Source organism: Streptomyces sp. NPDC091282 (genome assembly GCF_044757385.1).
Lineage (GTDB): Bacteria > Actinomycetota > Actinomycetes > Streptomycetales > Streptomycetaceae > Streptomyces > Streptomyces gramineus.
Genome location: NZ_JBIVUX010000010.1, coordinates 251,052 through 270,763 on the forward strand (window position 1 = coordinate 251,052; position 19,712 = coordinate 270,763).

The 19,712-nt window shown below is 71.4% G+C and carries 15 protein-coding genes; 7 read left to right on the forward strand and 8 right to left on the reverse strand.

Annotated features, from left to right (window positions below):
• The first annotated feature begins 68 nt into the window (after window positions 1-68).
• Window positions 69-2,474, forward strand: coding sequence for a PAS domain-containing protein (locus ACIQOE_RS36475; RefSeq protein ID WP_401416214.1), 2,406 nt, complete (start codon window positions 69-71; stop codon window positions 2,472-2,474).
• 65 nt (window positions 2,475-2,539) lie between these two features.
• On the opposite strand, the gene ACIQOE_RS36480 is transcribed toward ACIQOE_RS36475, so the two are convergent.
• Both ACIQOE_RS36480 and ACIQOE_RS36485 read right to left on the reverse strand, forming a co-directional pair.
• Window positions 2,540-3,190: a lysophospholipid acyltransferase family protein gene (locus ACIQOE_RS36480; protein ID WP_365556249.1), complete on the reverse strand. Its 651-nt coding sequence runs from the start codon at window positions 3,188-3,190 to the stop codon at window positions 2,540-2,542.
• Between the two features lie 68 nt (window positions 3,191-3,258).
• On the reverse strand, window positions 3,259-4,005 hold the full coding sequence (locus ACIQOE_RS36485) for a beta-glucanase (protein WP_401416217.1): 747 nt from the start codon (window positions 4,003-4,005) through the stop codon (window positions 3,259-3,261).
• A 546-nt stretch (window positions 4,006-4,551) separates the two neighbouring features.
• On the opposite strand from ACIQOE_RS36485, the gene ACIQOE_RS36490 reads away from it, so the two are divergent.
• The 4 genes from ACIQOE_RS36490 to ACIQOE_RS36505 all read left to right on the forward strand — a co-directional run bounded on the left by ACIQOE_RS36490 (window position 4,552) and on the right by ACIQOE_RS36505 (window position 10,485).
• A complete protein-coding gene (locus ACIQOE_RS36490) occupies window positions 4,552-5,646 on the forward strand; it encodes a DUF1996 domain-containing protein (RefSeq protein WP_351324605.1) in 1,095 nt (364 codons plus the stop codon).
• Between the two features lie 13 nt (window positions 5,647-5,659).
• Entirely contained in the window at window positions 5,660-7,426 is a 1,767-nt protein-coding gene (locus tag ACIQOE_RS36495) for a discoidin domain-containing protein (protein WP_362649371.1), read from the forward strand.
• 82 nt (window positions 7,427-7,508) lie between these two features.
• Window positions 7,509-8,549 (forward strand): LacI family DNA-binding transcriptional regulator, encoded by a 1,041-nt coding sequence (locus ACIQOE_RS36500; protein ID WP_351324608.1) that lies wholly within the window; start codon window positions 7,509-7,511, stop codon window positions 8,547-8,549.
• Between the two features lie 229 nt (window positions 8,550-8,778).
• Window positions 8,779-10,485, forward strand: a complete 1,707-nt coding sequence (locus tag ACIQOE_RS36505) for an MFS transporter (protein WP_351938165.1) — start codon at window positions 8,779-8,781, stop codon at window positions 10,483-10,485.
• A gap of 66 nt (window positions 10,486-10,551) precedes the next feature.
• Here the strand turns inward: ACIQOE_RS36505 and ACIQOE_RS36510 are convergent, their stop codons facing one another.
• The 6 genes from ACIQOE_RS36510 to ACIQOE_RS36535 all read right to left on the reverse strand — a co-directional run bounded on the left by ACIQOE_RS36510 (window position 10,552) and on the right by ACIQOE_RS36535 (window position 17,693).
• A complete protein-coding gene (locus tag ACIQOE_RS36510; protein ID WP_401416221.1) occupies window positions 10,552-12,690 on the reverse strand; it encodes a LamG domain-containing protein in 2,139 nt (712 codons plus the stop codon).
• A gap of 131 nt (window positions 12,691-12,821) precedes the next feature.
• Complete coding sequence (locus ACIQOE_RS36515) at window positions 12,822-13,652, reverse strand: arylamine N-acetyltransferase (protein WP_401416223.1); 831 nt, start codon at window positions 13,650-13,652, stop codon at window positions 12,822-12,824.
• Window positions 13,653-13,790: 138 nt separating this feature from the next.
• Window positions 13,791-15,464 (reverse strand): esterase-like activity of phytase family protein, encoded by a 1,674-nt coding sequence (locus ACIQOE_RS36520; RefSeq protein ID WP_401416226.1) that lies wholly within the window; start codon window positions 15,462-15,464, stop codon window positions 13,791-13,793.
• 96 nt (window positions 15,465-15,560) lie between these two features.
• Window positions 15,561-16,499, reverse strand: coding sequence for a L,D-transpeptidase (locus ACIQOE_RS36525; RefSeq protein ID WP_362649492.1), 939 nt, complete (start codon window positions 16,497-16,499; stop codon window positions 15,561-15,563).
• Between the two features lie 205 nt (window positions 16,500-16,704).
• On the reverse strand, window positions 16,705-16,950 hold the full coding sequence (locus tag ACIQOE_RS36530) for a DUF5133 domain-containing protein (RefSeq protein WP_351324616.1): 246 nt from the start codon (window positions 16,948-16,950) through the stop codon (window positions 16,705-16,707).
• Between the two features lie 197 nt (window positions 16,951-17,147).
• On the reverse strand, window positions 17,148-17,693 hold the full coding sequence (locus ACIQOE_RS36535; protein WP_401416228.1) for an EF-hand domain-containing protein: 546 nt from the start codon (window positions 17,691-17,693) through the stop codon (window positions 17,148-17,150).
• Window positions 17,694-17,983: 290 nt separating this feature from the next.
• Between ACIQOE_RS36535 and ACIQOE_RS36540 the strand changes: the two genes are divergently transcribed.
• Both ACIQOE_RS36540 and ACIQOE_RS36545 read left to right on the forward strand, forming a co-directional pair.
• On the forward strand, window positions 17,984-18,802 hold the full coding sequence (locus ACIQOE_RS36540) for a ricin-type beta-trefoil lectin domain protein (protein WP_365556260.1): 819 nt from the start codon (window positions 17,984-17,986) through the stop codon (window positions 18,800-18,802).
• An 83-nt stretch (window positions 18,803-18,885) separates the two neighbouring features.
• Window positions 18,886-19,712, forward strand: an 827-nt coding sequence (locus ACIQOE_RS36545) for a ricin-type beta-trefoil lectin domain protein (protein ID WP_401416242.1), incomplete at its 3' end; no start/stop codon positions are given.

Genomic DNA, 19,712 nt, shown 5'->3' on the forward strand with positions numbered 1-19,712 from the left:
CCCCGGATGCCCCGCCCAGCGACGTTTGCCATGCTGAATTGGCCGGGGTATGGAAGGAAGTGGCTGAGGTGAGCGCCACCGAGGAGACACCGCGACATCCACCCGAGTCCGGTCCCCTGACGGCCGACGTGGTCGTCGATCAACACGGTGTGATCACCCGATGGAGCGCGGCGGCGGAACGGTGTCTCGGCTTCACGGCCGCGGAGGTCGAGGGCTCGGCGGCCGCCGGCTTCCTGGCCGCCGGGCAGGCGGCGCGACCGGACGGCGGCGACCGTGTCCGCCGGGGCCGGGAGACCCCGGTGGCCCTGCGCTGCCGGGACGGCCGGGTCGCGACCTTCCAGGTCCGCATCTGCCCGACCGCCGAACCGCCCGGCTGCTGGAAAGTGGCCCTGACGCCCATGACGGAGATCTCCGAGGCGCGGGCGGTGGACGACGCCGTCCTCGACGCCCTGTTCACCCGCTCCCCCACCAGCCTGTGCGTGTACGACCCGCACCTCAGGCTGCGACGCTTCAATCCGGCGGCGCGCGGGATGCCGGGCGTCTTCGACGAAGGCTCCATCGGGAGGACGCCGTACGAGATCTGGCCGGAGTCGAACGCCGACGCCTACGAGCACGACATGCGACGCGTCCTGGAGACCGGCGTCCCGCGGCTCGACTTCGAGAAGCGGGGCCGCCCGCCGGACGACCATGAGCACGAGCACGTCTTCCGGAACTCCATCTTCCGGCTGGAGGATTCCTCGGGTCATGTCCTGGGGCTGGCGACCACCGCGGTGGAGATCACCGAGCAGCGCCGGGCCGAGCGGCAGATCGCCCTGCTCGCGGAGGCCAGCTCGGTGATCGGCACGTCGTTGGACGTGATGGAGACCGGTCAGCAACTGGCGGACGTCTGCGTGCCCCGGCTCGCGGACGCCCTCACCATCGACCTGTTCGCCCCGGTCCTCGCGGGCGAGGATCCCGCGGCCGCGACGCCCGCCCTCACGGCGAAGGACCTGCTGCGCGTCGGCATGCGTTTCGCCCACGACCGGTTCGGCCCCACGGCGACCGCCCGCCCCGGATTCCCCTACCCGTCCGCGGTGACCGCGCTGGTCAGGACCCGTGAGGCGCGGCGCGCGGTCACCGATCTGCCCGCCGACGACGGTGAGCCGCTGTACCGGGGCACGGGCGGCACGCGGTCCGCGCATTCCCTGGTGATGCCGGTGAGCGCGCGGGGGACCGTGCTGGGTTTCGTGTCGTTCTACAAGTTCGGAGAGAGCGACCCGTTCACCGAATTCGACGTCATGACCTGCCGCGAGCTGGTCTCCAGGGCCGCGCTCGGCATCGACAACGCCCGCCGGTACACCCGTGAGTACAACACCGCGCGCGGCATGCAGCGCGACTTCTCGCCGCAGGGCATCGTGGATCACGGCGCGGTGGAGACGGCTCACTACTTCGCCCCCACCTCGTCGGAGGCGAACTGGTTCGACGTCATTCCCATCTCGGGCGCCCGGGTCGCGCTCGTCCTCGCCGCCACGGACGAGGCGGGACTGCGCGGCGCGGCCACCATCGGCCGCCTCGGCGCCGCGGTGCACACCCTCACGCACCTGGATCTGGGCCCGGAGGAGGTGCTGGCCCGGCTGGACGGCGTGGTGACCAGCATTTCCGGCCTCCAGGGGTCCGGCACCGGTACCGGCGGGACCGACACGGCGGCCGGGGACCTCCGGTGCGTGTACGCCGTGTACGACCCGGCCACCGGCGGGCTCGCCCTGTCGAGCGCCGGGCACCGCCTTCCGGTCATCGCCCGGCCGGACGGGACGATCGACGTCCCGAGCGAGCCGGTCGGGCCCGCGCTGGGGACGTCGGAGATGCGCGGCAAGGCGGAGGAACTGCGGCTGGAGGCGGGCAGCACGCTGGTGTTCTCGTCGTCGTTCGCCGATTCGGCCGCCGCCGGTTCCGTTCCTTCCGCCGACGCGCGGGGACGGCTGATGCGGGTGCTGTCGGCCGCGGCGGACGTCCCCCTCAAGGACCTCAAGGAGAGGGTGCTGGAGACCATCCGCCCCGGTGCGTCTCCCGCCGAGGGCGAGGTGCTGCTGCTGGCACGCACCCAGCGGCTCAGCGACGACGACTTCGTCACCTGGGAGTTCCCCGCGGACCCGGCCGTCGTCGCGACGGCACGCAGCCTGGTCGAGCACCAGCTCTGCATCTGGGGCCTGGACGCCGCCGTGTTCACCACCGAACTCGTGGTCAGCGAGCTGGTCACCAACGCGATCCGCTACGCGAGCGGGCCCTTCGGCCTGCGGATGATCCGGGACCACCACGTGCTCATCTGCGAGGTCTCCGACACGAGCGCCACGGCCCCGCACCTCCGCTACGCGCGCTCCAGCGACGAGGGCGGACGAGGTCTGTTCCTGATCGCGGAACTGACCGACCGCTGGGGCACCAGGTTCGGCGACGCCGGAAAGACGATCTGGGCGGAACAGGATCTCCTGGCGGCGTGAAGACCGACGCCACCCCCCTGGGCGCGGCCGTCGTCCTCGCGGCCGGGCCCTTGCCTGCGCGTCGTTCAGGCAGGCTCGCCGAGTCGCGCGGCCGCCGTTCGCCAGGCGGCGGTGACCGCGGTGTGGGCCTGCGCGGTGCGCGTGGTCCGGTCGCCGGTCAGGGTGATCGGCGCACCGACGTGGACGTGCACGGGCGGGCGGCGCAGTGGTGCGGTGACCAGTCCGGCGATCTGCTTGCCGGTTCCACCGGAGGTGATGCGCCGGGCTCCGGCCTGGCCCACGGGGACGACGGGCGCTCCGGTGCGTTCGGCCAGCCGGGCCAGACCGCTGCGGAAGGCGGCGGGCGCGGCTTCGGCGGCGTCGGTACGGCGCGGGAGTCCGCCCTCGCCGTAGATGAGGACCATGCGGCCCTGGTCCAGGGCGGCCGCGGAGAGGTCGAGGCAGTGTGCGGCACGCGGGTCGCCGCGGTGTACCGGGATGTGGCCTTCGCGGGCGAGTGCGCGGCCCAGCACCGGGATGCGCCACAGACCGGCGGCCGCCATGACGGCCGGCTCCGCGCCCAGGCGGCGCAGCGCGGCGAGCACGACGGCCGGATCGGCCAGTGAGGTGTGGTTGACGACGACGATGCTGCCCGGCGCGAGCGCGGCACCGGCGTCGGCGGTCACGGTGAGTCGACCGACGGTCTTCACCAGGACGTCGGCGAGGCGGCTGAGCATGTGTTTCTCCCGGTCTCAACGATGATCCTCATCTTCGAGGTCCGGGGGGTGCCGTGGCGTGAGTGCCGCTACTCAGGCTCGCCGGCGGCCGTACTCAACCCTGGCCGGGCGTCCGTCTCGGTCGCCGGTTCGTCGTCGTCATGGGATGCGGCGGCGTGCGGGACCACGGGGCGGTGCACCGTCAGGTTCTCGACGCGGTAGGACAGTTCGGTGGTCTTGGGGTCGGGGCGGGGGTGGTAGCGGCCGGCGCAGACGGAGAGGTTGACGATGAGGTACGCGTACCAGCCGGATCCGACGCCGCGTCCGTCGGCGAAGACCTGGGTGCCGTTCAGCGTCCAGACGACGCTGCGCCGGCCGAACGTGACCCCGAGGTCGACGACCGCGCCCGGACGTACCGCCGGGTGGCGCAGGTAGGTGTGGCCCTCGCGCACGTGGTTGGTGAGTTCCAGCAGGTCGGGGTTGTCGGGGTGGTACTCGAAGACGTCGACCTCGTTGCCGCCGTCCCGCCAGGTCCAGATCGCGGGCCAGGCGCCCAGTCCCGTGGGCAGGCGGACCCGGGCCTGGAGCTGGTCGCCGGTGCGGACCGCGAAGGCCTCGGCGCTTCCTTCGGTGGTCAGCAGGCCGGTGTTCCACCAGCCGTCGGTCCTCCGGGTGGCGCGTAACGTGCCGCTGCGGGAGTAGGCCGGGTCCGAGGTGAGGTAGTCCAGTTTGTTGTCGTCGGGGTTGGTGGGGCCGCCGTTGGGATAGGCCCAGGAACGTCCGGCCACCCATTGGCGGGCGGAGGTGAAATCGGCCGTGAAGACCACATCGCTCACGTGCGTGCTCCCTCGGTGGCAGACGCGGCGTCGGATGCCGCAGTGCTGCCCGGCCCGGCCGCCGGTCATGCGCTGACCGGCACCTCCTCCCCGATCGTCGCACCTGCGGGTGAAGGACCCACCGCCCGTGACCGAACAAGCGACTGACGCACGAACACATGCTCCGGCTCGCGTCCGCGCCGAGCCCGTCACGGAAAGCACCACGGCGCCGACCGTGACGACCTGGACGACCGGGCTCCGCCATGACCCCTCCTCCGGCCTCGGTTCCGTCGAGGTTCCGTCCGGACAGCCAGCCTCACGCGCTTAGTTCATGACTTGAGTTAACTCATGAGTTTCAATGTTCGGCAAGGCCCCGGGATCCGGAATCTTTCCTCGCCCTCTTCTGCCGGATCCCTTGACACCTTGATGACATGCCCTCAACACTCCTCGGCGGGAGAGCGCTCTCCCACCTGTCTCCCGGCACCCCCGACGTCCAGCACGTGCGACGCCACGTCACGGGGGCGGCCGGCGACGACCTCTGACACCCCCACCCAGGAGGAGGTCTCCATGCCACGGAGATCGAAAGGCCTGTCAGCCACGCTGATCACCGGCGCGCTCCTGCTGACCTCGCTCGGCCTCGGCGGCATCGCCGTCAGCGCCGGTGCGCCCGCACCGCACAGCGCCGCCGCGGACGCGTTCGCGGCGACCCACTCCGGTCACGCCATGGCCGCGTCCACCGCCACCTCCCCGGAGGACCCGGACGGCGACGGCTACATCCCCGCCAACCCGCCGGTCACCGGTGTGACGCCGTCCACCCAGGACCCGCCGCACCGGTACTTCCACGAGTTCCAGGCCAACTGCTCGGTCACCCACACCAAGCCGGACGACCCGATCGTGTACCCGCAGCAGCCGGGCAAGTCCCACGACCACACCTTCATGGGCAACACGACGACCAACGCCAACAGCACGACCGCCACGCTGTCGGCCGGCGGCACCACCTGCAAGGCCCCCGGCGACCTGTCCGGGTACTGGATGCCCACGCTGTACAACGGCGACCAGCAGATCCTGCCCGTCGGCCCGCAGGTCATCTACTACAAGTCCGGTGTCACCGACTACACCAGCGTCCGCCCCTTCCCCAAGGGACTGCGCTTCGTCGTCGGCAGCCCCATGCAGAGCGCCGACGAGTTCCGCCACCACCCCGGCTTCGTCGAGGGCTGGGAGTGCGGTGACAGCTACTTCAACACCGAGTTCCCCGCCACCTGTCCCAACCGCGCCGACGTCCAGCTCAACATCCGATTCCAGGCGCCCAGTTGCTGGGACGGCAAGTACCTGGACACCCCCGACCACAAGAGCCACATGGCCTACCCCGTGGTCAAGCCCGGCACGAACGACAACATGTGCCCGGCCGACCACCCGGTGGCGCTGCCGATGATCGAGTTCAAGATGGCGTTCCCGGTCAACGGCGACATGTCGAAGGTGCGGCTGTCCAGCGGAACGGGGCACAGCTTCCACTACGACTTCTTCAACGCCTGGGACGACCGCACGCTCAAGGCGCTGGTCGACCACTGTGTCGTCGGCGGTCTCCAGTGCGACGCGCGTGGTTACGACGAGACCCATCCGGAGGCGGGCGCCGCGCTCGACGAGCACTACCGACTGCCCTGAGGAGCCTGCCGAGATGACCCCACGCACCCGCATCCGTAACCGAACCCGCACCCGCCGCGTCGCGGCACCCCTCACCGCCGGCGTGCTGGCCGCCGGACTCCTCGCCGCCCTGCCCGCCGCCCAGGCCCACGCCGCGGGCAGCGTCGTCAAGGTCACCGGCGGCCAGGGCGCCTGGCAGCTGACGGTGGACGGGCAGCCGTACCAGATCAAGGGCCTGACCTGGGGCCCGAGCGTCTCGGACGCCGAGAAGTACATGCCCGACCTCAAGTCCATGGGCGTCAACACCATCCGCACCTGGGGCACCGACGCCACCAGCAAGCCGCTGTTCGACTCCGCGGCCGCGCACGGCGTCAAGGTGATCGCCGGCTTCTGGCTCCAGCCCGGCGGCGGACCCGGCAGCGGCGGCTGCGTCAACTACCTGACCGACACCGCCTACAAGAACCAGGTGCTCGACGAGTTCCCCAAGTGGGTCCAGACGTACAAGGACAACCCCGGCGTCCTCATGTGGGACGTCGGCAACGAGTCGGTCCTCGGGCTCCAGAACTGCTACAGCGGCGACGAACTGGAGCGCCAGCGCAACGCGTACACCACGCTCGTCAACGACATCACCAAGAAGATCCACGCGATCGACCCCAACCACCCGGTCACGTCCACGGACGCGTGGGTCGGCGCCTGGCCCTACTTCAAGAGGAACGCCCCGGACCTCGACCTGTACGCCGTCAACTCCTACAACGCGGTCTGCGACGTCAAGGCCGCCTGGCAGCAAGGGGGTTACACCAAGCCCTACATCGTCACCGAGACCGGCCCGGCCGGCGAGTGGGAGGTGCCCGACGACGCCAACGGCGTTCCGCTGGAGCCCGCCGACCAGGCCAAGGCCGATGGGTACACCCGGGCCTGGGGCTGCATCACCGGGCACAAGGGGGTCGCGCTCGGTGCCACGATGTTCCACTACGGCACCGAGTACGACTTCGGCGGCATCTGGTTCAACCTGCTGCCCGCCGGCCAGAAGCGCCTGTCGTACTACGCCGTGAAGCGGGCCTACGGCGGCGACACCAGTCACGACAACACCCCGCCCGTCATCTCCGACCTGACCGTGGAGGGCGGCGCCGGCCAGGTGCAGGCCGGGCGTGACGTCGTCCTCGCCGTGAAGGCCACCGACCCCGACGGCGACCGGATCTCCTACGAGGTCCTCGACAACAGCATGTACATCGACCAGAGCAAGAACCTCGCCTCGCTGCCCTTCACCGATCTCGGCGGCGGCCGTCTGAGGTTCACCGCGCCCGACCGGCCGGGCGTCTGGAAGGTGTACGTCAAGGCGACCGACGGCAAGGGCAACGTAGGGGTCGAGACCCGCTCGATCCGGGTCGTCCCGCCGGTCCCGTCCGGCACCAACGTGGCACGCGGGAAACCGGCCACCGCCTCGTCGTACCAGCCGAGTTACGGTGACTGCCCGTGCACCGCGGCCAACGCGGTCGACGGCAACCAGGCCACCCGCTGGGCCAGCGACTGGAGCGACCCCCAGTGGCTCCAGGTCGACCTGGGCACCCGCACCACGTTCCGGCACGTCCAGCTGTCCTGGGAGGCCTCGTACGCCAAGGCGTACACGATCCAAACCTCCGACGACGGCCAGAACTGGCAGACCGTGCGCACCGTGACCGACGGCAACGGCGGGATCGACGACTTCGACGTCACCGGGACCGGCCGTTACGTCCGCGTCAACGGCACCGCGCGGGGCACCGGTTACGGCTACTCGCTGTACGAGTTCGGCGTCTACGCCTGACCACAGGGCTCTCCCGGAGTGCGGCGACGCGCTCCGGGAGAGCGCTCTATTGCCCGGTCGGCGGGTCCGTTAGGGTGCCTGCATGAGCAGACGGGCCCCGACCCTGGAGGACGTGGCCCGGGAGGCCGGTGTCTCCCGGGCGACCGTGTCCCGGGTCGTCAACGGCATCCGCAACGTGGATCCCGGGATACAGGAAGTGGTCCGCGGGGCCATCGAGCGGACCGGGTACGCACCCAACCGGGCCGCGCGCTCGCTGGTGACCCGGCGGGCCGAGACGGTCGCGCTGGTGGTCTCCGGCGCCGGGGACACCACGGCGGCCGGCCAGGACGCCTTCGCCACCTCGGTGTTCGCGGACCCGTTCTTCGGACGGGTCGTCAGCGGGATCGTCGGCTTCCTGCGGCCCCGCTCGATGCACCCCGTCCTCATGTTCGCCGAGTCCGCCGCGGCCCGCGAGGAGGTGCTGACCTACCTGCGGCAGGGCCGGGCCGACGGCGCCCTCGTGGTCTCCACCCACGCGGACGACCCGCTGCCCGCCCTCCTCGCCGACGCCCGGCTGCCCGCGGTGCTCTTCGCCCGCCCCTCCCGTCCGGTCCCGCTCAGCTACGTGGACCTGGCGCACCGGGACGGCGGGCGCCTCGCCGCCGAGCACCTCCTCGCACGCGGCTGCCGCCGGCCCGCCACGATCTCCGGTCCCCTGGACGTCGCCGCGAGCCAGGAGCGGCTCGCCGGCTTCCGCGACACCCTCGCCCGCCACGGCCACCCCTACATCCCGGTCGCCGAGGGCGGGTTCACCCTGGACAGCGGTCTCGCGGCCATGTCGGACCTGCTGGACCGCCACCCCGGCACGGACGGCGTGTTCGCCGCCAACGACCTCATGGCGCAGGGCGCCTGCCAGGTCGTGCGCGAGCGCGGCCGGCGGGTGCCGGAGGACGTCGCGGTCGTCGGCTTCGACGACTCCGCGATCGCCGTGTCCTGCCGGCCCCGCCTGACCACGGTCCGCCAGCCGGTCGAGGAGATGGCCGCGGAGATGGCCCGGCTGCTCCACGAGCACATCCAGGGCGGCCGCACCGAACCCACGTCGGTCGTCTTCGACCCGGAACTGGTGCTGCGCGACTCGGCCTAGGGCTGGTCCGACGCCGACGCCCGGACCGTCCGCGCCCCGCTCGTCGTGGGATTCGCGGGTCCGGCCGTGAACGGGTCCTCCCGGTACGGCGTTTCGGGGGTGCAGACCCCCTAGGCGTACCGACCAGTCGGTACTACCCTCTGGCCACGCTGTCGGAGCCGGGCCGGCGCAGGGCCCTGTCGTGCCGACGCGAAGCGCCCGGAATCCGGGTATCCCTGGGAGGAGCCGTATGTCCGCCGCCACGCCACCGACCGACGCTCACAGACCCGCGCCCGACGCACCCGCCGCGGAGGTCCGCGGCCCGCTCGCCCGGCTGTACCGCCGTGAACTGACGGACTATCCGCCCACCGGCCGCCGCATGGCGTACCTCGCGATCGTGGTCGTCACCACCGTCGTGCTGTACTACATGCTCTACATCCAGTACGCGGTGGCGACGTCGATCATCACGCACTTCGGCATGACCTACCGCTACTTCATCTGGGTCTCGGTGATCGGCAACGCGGTCGGGGCGTTCGCCTCGCTCGTGGCGGGTCTCGCGGACCGCTGGGGCCGGGCGAACCTGGTGGTCTACGGGCTGCTCGTCGCCTCGCTGCTGGTCTTCTTCGGGCTGCCGAACGCGGCGAACCAGTCCACCTATCTGGTGCTCTTCGCGCTCGTCAGCTTCATCGAAGGCATCGTGCTGGTCGCCACTCCGGCGCTCATCAGGGACTTCTCCCCGCAGCTCGGCCGGGCCACCGCGATGGGCTACTGGACGATGGGCCCGGTCATCGGCTCCCTGGTGGTCACCACCGTCACCAGCAACACCCTGGACAGCGCCACCTGGCAGGACGAACTGCGCTATTCGGCGATCGCCGGGTTCGTCGTCTTCGTCGTCGCGATCCTCGCGCTGCGCGAGCTGTCCCCGGCGCTGCGCGACCAGATCATGGTGACGCTGCGGGACCGGGCGCTCGTCGAGGCCCGCGCCAAGGGGCTGGACACCGAGGCGCTGCGCCGCGGCGAGTGGCGGCAGATGATGCGACTGGACGTGCTGGGCTCGGCGTTCGCCATCGCCGTGTTCCTGCTGCTGTACTACGCGGCCGTCGGCAACTTCGTCGTCTACTTCTCGACCGTCTTCGGCTACAGCGAGCAGCGCACCAACGCGCTGGCCAACTGGTACTGGGCGGCGAACGCCATCGCCCTGGTCCTGGTCGGCCTGGCCTCGGACCGGCTGAAGGTGCGCAAGCCGTTCATGATCGTCGGTGCGGTCGGTTCCATCGTGATGACCGCGGTCTTCGCCACCCGCGCCACCCACCTGACGACCGGCTACTACACCTTCGCCTGGCTCTTCGTCGGCATCGGCGTCTTCAGCGGCATCGCCTACGCGCCCTGGATGGCGAGCTTCACCGAGACGGTGGAGAAGCACAATCCGGCGGCGACCGCGGCGGGCCTGGCGGTGTGGGGCTGGACCGTGCGCATCGTGGTCGCCGTCTCCGCGGCCTTCATCCCGGTGCTGGTCACCTCCGTGACCCCGCTCGTGGAGCACGGCGCCGAGGTCAAGGCCGCCTCCGCGCAGGCCGCGCCGGCGCTGGCCGTCGTCGGTGCGCACCCGGACCTCTTCGCCGAGCTGGACAAGTACACCCCGGCCACCACGCCCCCCGAGCTGAGCGCCCGCGCCGTCAAGGAGGTCGGCGCGGCGGACCTCGCCGTCGTGCAGAAGGCGGGGCCGCAGCTGAAGGTCCTCAAGGAGTACGGCGCCACGGTCCAGAAGGCGTCGAAGGACGGGCCCGGCGAATGGCGCACCTGGTGGTGGATCTGCGTCGGCGGCCAGGTCCTCTTCGTGCCCTTCGTGTTCGTGATGGCGGGCCGGTGGAGTCCGAAGAAGGCGCGGACGGACGCCGAGGAGCACCAGGCGGCCGTCAACCGCGAACTGGCCGCTCTCGCCGCGCCCCAGGAGTGACCCCACGGTCGGCGGCCCGCCGGAACACCGCGTTCCGGCGGGCCACCGCTCCGTTGTGACACGGTGTCAGCACAGGCAGGGGTCCGTGGTGTGGCCCAGGGCCATGACGTCCCTGTCCCTGAGTGCCCCCGCATAGGCCTGGATCTCGTCCACGTCACCGTGCAGGTACTCGCCCCAGCCGTCGCCGGCCTTGCCCCGGCCGACCTGGAGGGCGCCGGTGCTGTGCCACCCGTCGGGCAGGGTCGCGGTCGCCTCGGCGTTGGTGTAGCCGTCCGCGTAGAGCTTGACGGTGTCGGTGCCGTCGTCGTAGACCACGGCGAGGCGGTGGCCCTGGCCCTCTCCGCCGTCGGCGGCCTCGATCTGCGAGACGACCCGCTCGGGTGCTCCGGCCTCGTCCTTCTCCGGCATCACCAACTGCCAGGCGTGCGTGGCCGGTTCGTACCGCACCTTGAACGCGTCGGTGTGCTCGCCGGCCTGCGAGAGCACGGTCATCGGGTGCGCGGGCTCGGAGTCCGCGAGGCGTACGACGACACCGAGGGTGAAGCTGTCGGCGGTGTCCACCACGGGACCTTCGGCGGCCGCGTACCCGGTCTCGCCGTCGAGGGCCAGGTGTCCGTCTCCGGACAGTGGCGGCGGCGTGTAGGTGCAGTCGGGGTCGATCTCCGGTATGCACGAGCTGTCCGAGGCGTGGTAGATGGCGGCGCCGGGACCGAGGTGCAGGGGCGTCCCCTGCGACTGCTCGGGGCTCGCGCCGTCCGTCGCGTCCTCCAGCGACCAGTGGCCGAGCAGTTTCGGTGTGCGGCGCGCCAGTTCGGTGGCCTCCTGCGGTACCACGACCCGGTCGTAGACCCGGACGTCACCGACCTCGCCGTGCCAGCGGTCCCGGTAGCCGGCCGTCCCGCGGGCCCGTCCGATCTGGAACGCGCCGGCCGCTTCGGCGGGGGTCGCCTGCGCGGCCGTACCGACCTCGTGGCCGTTGACGTAGAGGTGGGCGAGGCCCGTCTCGGCGTCGTACAGGCCGAGCAGATGGGTCCACTCGCCGGTCTCGGGGGCGCCGCCGGAGACGCGGGTGCCGCCGATCGTGAACGACCAGTCCTGGCCGCGCAGTCCGAGGGTGAATCCGGGACCGCCGTCCGCGTCCTGGCTGGCGACGGTCATGGTCCGGCCGGTCTCGGCGGGACGTGTCCACGCGCTGACGGCGAAGGTCTTGCGGGTGTCGGCGGCGGGGACGCCCGGGGTGAGGAAGCCGTGGCCGCTGCCGTCGAGGGTGACGGTGGAGGTGGTCTCGGTGCCGCTGGGCGCGGCGGCGCCGAAGGTGACGCCGGTTCCGGCGCGCGCCGCCGTGCCGGTGTCGGCCGCGGCCGAGCGGGAGCCCGCCGGATCGTCCAGTGTCCAGCGGCCGACCGGGGCCCGGCCGGACTTCACGTTGAAGCCGTAGCGCGTCGGTGCGCTGACACGGCCCGAACGGTCGACGGCCTGCACCGTCAGCGTCTGGGGAGCGGCGGTGAGCGGCAGGAACGTGATGGTCGCGGGCCCGCCCGGCTGCTCGGCGTCAACCGTTCCGTAGGGACCGCCGATGAATCCGTACGTGTAGGACACGACGTCGTCGGAGGGCGACCGCACCGTGAAGTGGCCGTACACGCCGACTCCGTCCACCCAGAACTCCTGGTCGGGAGTGGGGTAGTCGGGCGAGGTGATCGTCACCGGCTGCGGGCTGGTGTCGTCGTACACGAAGGAGCAGACGGAGCCGTCGCCCTCGTCGCTCCACGGCGAGGTCGCCTTGCCGTCGTCGGCGCGGACGTGCCAGGAGACGGGTGTGTTCGCCGGGATGTCGGCCGGCGCCGTCCAGGAGAAAGGCATGCCCGAGGACAGCGTGGCGGTGGTGTACGAGCGGTGCTGCTCCACGCCCGCCGCGTCCGTCCACCACGCCTCGAACTCGCCCTTGAGGGGGCTGCTCTCGGCGGGCTGGTTGTCCTCCTCCGGGTCGTACAGCGCAGCGGTCAGCCGCGGCGGCGCCGACACGTAGGCGGTGTCGGCGCCGGTCGCGCAGGCCTTGCCGCCCGACTGGAGGTCCTGGACGCGGGGCTGGAGCGGCGGCAGGTTGTCGACTCCCCAGGCCGTGCCGGCGGTCGCGGCCAGCAGCGCCGTCACGCAGCCTACGACCGCCGTCCGTGCGTGTCTTCGTGTCCTGCTGCGGTTGCTCAAGTGCCCCTCCACCGTGGGTGTTCGGCGCATGTGGATCACATGCGCCGGATGAAGGTAACAGCGGGCACCGACAACGGCCCGGGAATTTCCCGTCGCGGCGGCGGCCTCGACGCCGGCGGAAAAGGCGCTGATCAGCCCAGCACCCGGACCCCCTCGGGTACGACGATGCCGAACTCCTCGTCCACCACGCGCCGGGCCTCGGCCTCGTCGTCGAGGGTGTGCGCGGTCACCGTGCCGTCGGCCAGGGTCTCGGTGAACACCGCGCCGTCGAGGGCGAGATGGCGTTCGCCGGTGGTGCGCTGGAGGTAGGGGCGCCGGGTGAAGGGCGAGCGGGGGTTGGTGGCGACGTGCCAGTTGAAGACCTCGAAGTCGGAGGCGGCAAACGGCTCCTCGGTGAACGCGTACTGGCTCACCCAGTCCTGCGTGGTGAAGTCGTAGGCCTGGAGCGCCCACAGGTCCAGCGGGCCGTCGTGCGGGAGGCGGGCGAACCGGTGCCGGCGGCCCGCGCCGTCGTGCTCCGCGCCGAGGACCAGCGGCAGCGGCTCCAGCAGTGCGCCGGCCGCGCCGAAACCGACGTCGGCCAGGTACGGCGTCGGCTCGCCGGGCACGCCCACCCGCAGCATCATGTGCGTGCGCGGCCTGCTCTCCACGCTCGGCGCACCCAGCACGACCCGTCCCGCGAGCCCGGTCACGGCCAGGCCGAGGCCGGTCAGGGCCAGCCCGAGGAGGGTGTTGTGCTCGTAGCAGTAGCCGCCGCGGCGCCCCCGGACCAGCTTGGCGACGAGGTCCTCGGGTGCCAGGGAGGGGGCGCTGCCGGCGAGCGGCTCCAGGTTCTCGAAGGGCAGGGACAGGGCGTGCGCCCGGTGGACCCCGCGCAGGGTCGCGAGGTCGGCGCGCCTGGCCCCGTCCCACCCGATGCGTTCCAGATAGGCGTCGAGGTCGAACCGCTCGGTTTCGTACATGGCACGAACCTATGCGACGTCCCGCGCCGCAGGCGTGGAGGGTCGTGAACCCGCCCGGCGCCGGTCGGCAGGTGGCGTACCCTCGGCGCGATGTCCGGCCCCCGCTCACCGGCGTGCGGTGAGCGGGGGCCGCGTCGGTCAGTACACGCGGACGGTCACCGTGACCGTCTTGAGCACGGCCGGCAGCTTGGTGGTGTCGACCTTCAGGATCTCGCCGTTGTCGGTCTGCCCCGTGGACGGCAGGACCTTCTGGTGGACGGTCCACTTCCCGTCGGGATCGACGGCGATGGTGTCGATGCCGAAGTCGTCGTCGTTGGACAGGTACAGCGTCCGGCCGGCGTCCGTGGTGGCGACGCCCTCGACCTTGTCGTGCGCGAAGAAGCGGCCGCTCGGGTCGAGCTGGCTGACCAGCGTCCCGAGGTCGAGGTACGGCTGCTTCTGCGCGACCTGGACGCCGGCCGCGGTGAGCGCGCTGAGCGCGGCGTTGGTGCCCGCCTTGCCGACGAACGCCTCGGGCGACTTGCCGCCGATCGTCAGCCCGCTGACGTCGGTCGCGCCGTTGATGTCGACCTCGTAGAGCGACTTGCGGGCGAACGGCTCGACGTTGCCGTCCCGTTCGTCGACGACGAACTTCGTGGCGGACAGCGCGGTGATCTCGCTGCTGGCGTCGCCCGTGGTGGCCGGGTCGTCCAGCAGGTACAGGTACTGCTTGGTCTTCAGCGTGCGCAGGTCGACGGTGACGATGCGGGTGGGCGCGAGGTTGGACGCCTTGGTGCTGCCGAGGTCGGGCTGCTGCAGCGCGGCCTGCATGACACCCACCAGGGTCGAGCCGTCCGGCGTGACCGTCAGGCCCTCCATGCCCTTGTTCTTCGAGCGGTTGGCCAGTTCGGCGGGCAGGTAGCCGAGGATCTTGTGGAACTTGTTGTCCTGGCTGTCCTTGTACGGGGTCAGCCGGCCCAGCTCGTAGCCGTTGGCGTCGAAGTGCGTGAGGTACGGGCCGTACTCGTCCGAGACCCAGAACGTGCCGTCGGGCAGCGCCACCAGGCCCTCGGAGTCGTAGCCGTAGGGGTCCCGCTCGACGGGCACGGGAGTGCCGCCGGCCGCGTTCGTGGCGTCGACGTCGTCGATCACCTCGCTCGTGTCGTGCGGCGGACGGCCGCTGTAGCGCACGCCGCCGAGGCTCTTCGGCCCCTTCAGGGTGATCGTCCTGATCAGCTGGGCCTTGCCCTTGTGGAGCTTGAACTCGCCGAGCTGCGGCGTGAAGTCGGTGAGCATCTCCGACTTGTTGCCGTCCGGGGCGTCGGCGTTGGGACCGCGGTCGGTGAGGCCGTAGAAGCGGTCCGTCCGGCCCGGCACCGGGGCGAGCGCGGAGCCGTATCCCTCGCCGGAGATCCGGGTGGTGGTGCCGCCCGGTCCCGCCACCGTCGCGAGCGAGGGCAGCGGGTTCCCGTTCGGCTGGGTGTCCTTGAACAGCTGTACGGCGTCGGTCGCCGTGTACGTGAAGGTGTCCGTGCCCTTGAATCCGGGGCTCGGCGTGTACGTGAAGGTGCCGTCCGCGTTGACCGTCGCCGTGCCGTGGGACGGATCGGTGTGCCGTACGACGGCGGTCGCGCCGGAGTCGTTGCGCAGCACGTCTCCGGTCACCTTGTCGTGACCGGAGAAGGAGTCGGCGGCCGCGTCGAAGTCGTGCGTCGGGGCCGACAGCCAGCCGTGGGCCTGAGCCACGACGGTGCCGGTGCCGGCCACGGCGACGGTCACCGCGATCGCTATGCCGATCCGGGTGCGCTTGCGCAAGCGAGGTCTTGAGGTCATGCCCATGAACTTGTAGGCCTGGGATGAACTCCGAGTCGTCTTTCGGTGAACCCGCGGTTCAGAACGGGCCTGTTTTCGCTCCTGAGGCGCCCGGGATCAGAGCGTCCCGGTGGTCTGCTCCCCCGACGCGCTGCCCGCGAGCCACTGGTCCCAGCCCAGGTTGAAGTCGGCGTAGCCGTTGTCCGCCGAGGCCTTGGCGCGCGGCGAGCCGGTGATGGTCACCGGGTCGCCCTGCTTGACCTGCCCGTAGAACCACTTGGCGTCCGACATGGACAGGTGGACGCAGCCGTGCGAGCCGCGGGCGCTGCCGCTGCCCGGGTTCGGGTCGCCGGTCGAGTAGTGCACGTAGGTGCCGGACTGGGTGAGGTGGACGTCCCAGGGCAGCGTCAGGTCGTAGTAGTTGGGGCTGCCCTTGTCGCAGCTGATGCCGACGCTGCAGGAGGTCATGTGGACCTTCTCCTGCTTGTCGATGACGGCCATCGTGCCGTTCCACGTCGGGTACTGGGCGCTGCCCGCGTTGATCGAAAGGGTGCGCACCGGACGGCCGTTGCGGGTCACCTTCATGGTGTGGGCGGTCACCGAGACGTCCGCGCGGACGTCGTCGCCGATCTTGAAGGTGTGCGTGTAACCGTGCACGCCGTAGCGCCCGTTGCCGTTGCTGACGCCCTTCATGTCGGCGTCGATCTTCACCGTCGTACCGGAGGGCCAGTAGTCCTTGGGCCGCCAGTCGGCGCGCCGGTCGCCCATCCAGTGCCAGGCGCCGGCCACCGGCTGCGAGGCACTCACCTTCAGGTGCTTCTCCACCGTGGCCCGCGCCTTGGCGGCCACCGGGTCGGTGAAGATCACCGAGATCGGCATGGCCACACCGACCGTGGTTCCGGTCTGCGGGGTGATCGTGTCCAGCAGCATCGGCGGGCCCGCGGGCTTCGTCGGGCTGGGTGAGGCACTCGTACTCGGCTTCTGCGACGGCTTCGCGTCGTCGCCGCTCGCCTTGTCGCTGCCGCCCCCGCCGCACGCACTGGCACCCACCATCATCATGCCCGTGACGAGTGCGATGCCTATGCCGCCCTTGCGCCGCCCCACCGTGTGCCCCACTCTCTCGTTCCTCGGCCCTCGCGAGGCCGCTCCGACTATCTCTCAGACAGTCATCGCCCGGCCCACGGTTGCCCGTCCCGTGTAAAGCGTGTCTCAAGATTCCGTGTGCGCGGCGGCCGTCCGCCGCCGCGCGGGCCTCGCGTACCTACGCGGCCAGGGTCTCGTCCTGCCGGGTGCCCTCCTCACGGGCGGACAGGTACCCCTGGAGCAGCCGGTCCGCGGTGCGCAGGGCCTGGTCGGCGCCGGTGGCTCCGGTCATCACGCACAGCGTGTACGTGGCGTCCTCCAGCAGGCGGCTGGTACGGCCGGTGGGGCGCACGTCGTGCTCGATGCGCGCGTCGGCGAACCGGGCCAGCGCGGCCCGCAGTTCCTTCTCCGCCGGATGAATCATGGAGATTCCCTCTCCCCCAAGCTCAGCTCGCGGACGCGTGGGCGCCACTCACGAGACACAGGTTGCACGGGTGGCGCCCGGCGCCACCGTTCGGCGCCGGATGGCGCCGAGTGATCCTCCGTGTGCCCCGGGATCAGAGGTCCATACCCGGATGTCCGAGAAGTCGGGGCACTGTGGCGCAAAGCCGCCGGGCTCGCCTACCGGCCGTGCGGCAGTTCACCGCACATCAGGTTGCCGGGTTCGCGCGGGTCGTCGCTGGTCCAGAACTGGGTCCACAGGGCGGCGAACTCCGGCCGGTCCAGGTAGCCGTCGCCGTCCTGGTCGAGGCGGTCGAAGACGTCTCCGGTCTCGATGGCCCGCCCGTGCCAGGTGTCGATCATGTGCCGGTGCTCGTCCCGGCCGATGCGCCCGTCGCCGTTCTCGTCGACCGCGTCGAAGACGGTGTCGGCGGTGGCGGTGACCGCCTCCGGGACGGTGGGCAGCAGGTCGACCATGTGGAGCAGGTCGTCCATGTCGATCCTGCCGTCCCCGTCGGCGTCGACGGTGGCCGACAGCTGCCGCCACCACCCCCGCATCACGTTCTCCACCCGCGCCGCCAGCCCCGAGTCCGCTCTGACCCGTGGCAGCCGTCCCCAGCGGACCGCGAGCGCCGCGAAGTCCGCCTCCTCCAGATAACCGTTGCCGTCCGCGTCGAACGCCTCGAACATCGCCCGGAGCTTGTCCCGCTGGAACTCACTGGCCATCACACGCCTCCTCGCGCAGTGCTGAGGAGATGCTGTCCGCCGGCACCGCTCCCCCAACGGCGCACCCGATCACTGGCGCACACGCCGACGCCACCGCCAGCCGGGCCGATGCCACGCGCGCCGGTTTACGCGTCCGGCCGGACGGTGCGGACTCCGGCCACATCTGACATGTTCACATCTTGACGTAGTTGGTATAGACCTTTTACCTTCCCGATGTCAGGTTGTCCCGACGTGCGTCCCCGGTGTCCGCCACACCCACGCGCCGCCTCGGAAAGGCTTCCCCACCCCCCATGACCGCTCGCTCGCCCTTCCTCACCACCGCGTTACGCGGAACCCCCGTCATCGCCCTCCTCGCCCTGTCCCTCGGCCCGCTGACCGCGGCACCGGCGGCAGCGGCGACCGGCCAGATCACCGGCCTCGCCGGCAAGTGCCTCGACGTCGCAGGCGCGGGCACCGCCGACGGCACCCCGGTGCAGCTCTACGACTGCAACGGCACCGGCGCCCAGCAGTGGACCACGGGCGCCGACCACACCCTGCGCGCCCTCGGCAAATGCCTGGACGTCACGGGCAACTCCACCGCCGACGGCGCCAAGGTCCAGCTGTGGTCGTGCACCGGCGCCGCCAACCAGCAGTGGACCGTCAGCGCCGCCCACGACATCGTCAACCCGGCGGCGGACAAGTGCCTCGACGTCACCGACCGCTCCTCCGCGAACGGCGCCCGGATCCAGATCTGGACCTGCACCGGCGCCACCAACCAGAAGTGGAACGCGCCCGCGCAGCAGACCGGCGAACAGTGCTGGGCCACGCACTACGGCCCCCAGCCGCCCGGCGCCCTCACCGCCAGCGGCGAGGTCTTCGACAACACCGCGGACACGGCCGCCACCTCCCTCTCCCGCCAGCCCCAACTGCCCTTCGGCACCCGCGTCCAGGTCACCAACGTCGCCAACGGCCGGTCCCTGACCGTCCGGATCAACGACCGCGGCACGTTCGCCCAGACGCCGCAGGAACCCAAGTGCCTCGATCTCACCGACGGCGCGTTCAGCCGGCTCGGGGGCGTCCTCGACCCCGACGCCGGACACATCGTCGTGACCCAGCAGGTCCTCGGCTGAGCCGCCCGCCCCGGCGGGCCGGTCACACACCCCCACCCCCCTCACCCCACCTCAGGAGCACCCCCATGCGCCTCCCCGCCCTCATGTCCCGCCTCCGCGGGCACACCGTCCTCGGCAGACTCACCCTGGCCGTCGTCCTCGCCGCGGTCCTGTCCGCCCTGTTCACCGTCGTCCCCGCCCAGGCGGCCACCGGCCAGATCACCGGCCTGGCCGGCAAGTGCGTCGACGTGGCCGGCGCGAGCAGCGCCAACGGCGCCGCCGTCCAGCTCTACGACTGCAACGGCACCGGCGCCCAGAGCTGGTCCAACAACGGCGACGGCACCCTGCGCGCCCTCGGCAAGTGCCTCGACGTGGTCGACCGCGGCACCGCCGACGGGGCCGCCGTCCAGCTCTGGGACTGTTCCGGCGGAGCCAACCAGCAGTGGGTCGTCACCGCCGCCCACGACATCGTCAACCCCGCCGCGAACAAGTGCCTGGACGTCCGCGGCAACAGCAGCGCCAACGCCACGCGCCTGCAGATCTGGACCTGCACCGGCGCCGCGAACCAGAAGTGGAACGCGCCGGCCGGCAGCGGCGGTGGCGGCAACCCGTCCGGGTTCGTCGTCAGCGAGGCGCAGTTCAACCAGATGTTCCCGAACCGGAATTCCTTCTACACCTACCAGGGCCTGACCGCCGCGCTCGGCGCCTACCCCGGCTTCGCGAACACCGGCAGTGACACGACCAAGAAGCAGGAGGCGGCGGCCTTCCTCGCCAACGTCAACCACGAGACCGGCGGACTGGTCTACGTCGTCGAGCAGAACACCGCCAACTACCCGACGTACTGCGACCGGAGCCAGTCCTACGGCTGCCCGGCCGGACAGGCCGCCTACTACGGCCGCGGGCCCATCCAGCTCAGCTGGAACTTCAACTA

What these genes read in the sequence shown, in the direction of transcription:
- ACIQOE_RS36495 (WP_362649371.1), top strand. Translation starts at nt 5,660, where the DNA reads ATGACCCCACGCACCCGCATCCGTAACCGAACCCGCACCCGCCGCGTC.
- ACIQOE_RS36515 (WP_401416223.1), bottom strand. Translation starts at nt 13,652, where the DNA reads ATGTACGAAACCGAGCGGTTCGACCTCGACGCCTATCTGGAACGCATC.
- ACIQOE_RS36505 (WP_351938165.1), top strand. Translation starts at nt 8,779, where the DNA reads ATGTCCGCCGCCACGCCACCGACCGACGCTCACAGACCCGCGCCCGAC.
- ACIQOE_RS36540 (WP_365556260.1), top strand. Translation starts at nt 17,984, where the DNA reads ATGACCGCTCGCTCGCCCTTCCTCACCACCGCGTTACGCGGAACCCCC.
- ACIQOE_RS36530 (WP_351324616.1), bottom strand. Translation starts at nt 16,950, where the DNA reads ATGATTCATCCGGCGGAGAAGGAACTGCGGGCCGCGCTGGCCCGGTTC.
- ACIQOE_RS36520 (WP_401416226.1), bottom strand. Translation starts at nt 15,464, where the DNA reads ATGACCTCAAGACCTCGCTTGCGCAAGCGCACCCGGATCGGCATAGCG.
- ACIQOE_RS36535 (WP_401416228.1), bottom strand. Translation starts at nt 17,693, where the DNA reads ATGGCCAGTGAGTTCCAGCGGGACAAGCTCCGGGCGATGTTCGAGGCG.
- ACIQOE_RS36525 (WP_362649492.1), bottom strand. Translation starts at nt 16,499, where the DNA reads ATGATGGTGGGTGCCAGTGCGTGCGGCGGGGGCGGCAGCGACAAGGCG.
- ACIQOE_RS36480 (WP_365556249.1), bottom strand. Translation starts at nt 3,190, where the DNA reads ATGCTCAGCCGCCTCGCCGACGTCCTGGTGAAGACCGTCGGTCGACTC.
- ACIQOE_RS36490 (WP_351324605.1), top strand. Translation starts at nt 4,552, where the DNA reads ATGCCACGGAGATCGAAAGGCCTGTCAGCCACGCTGATCACCGGCGCG.
- ACIQOE_RS36500 (WP_351324608.1), top strand. Translation starts at nt 7,509, where the DNA reads ATGAGCAGACGGGCCCCGACCCTGGAGGACGTGGCCCGGGAGGCCGGT.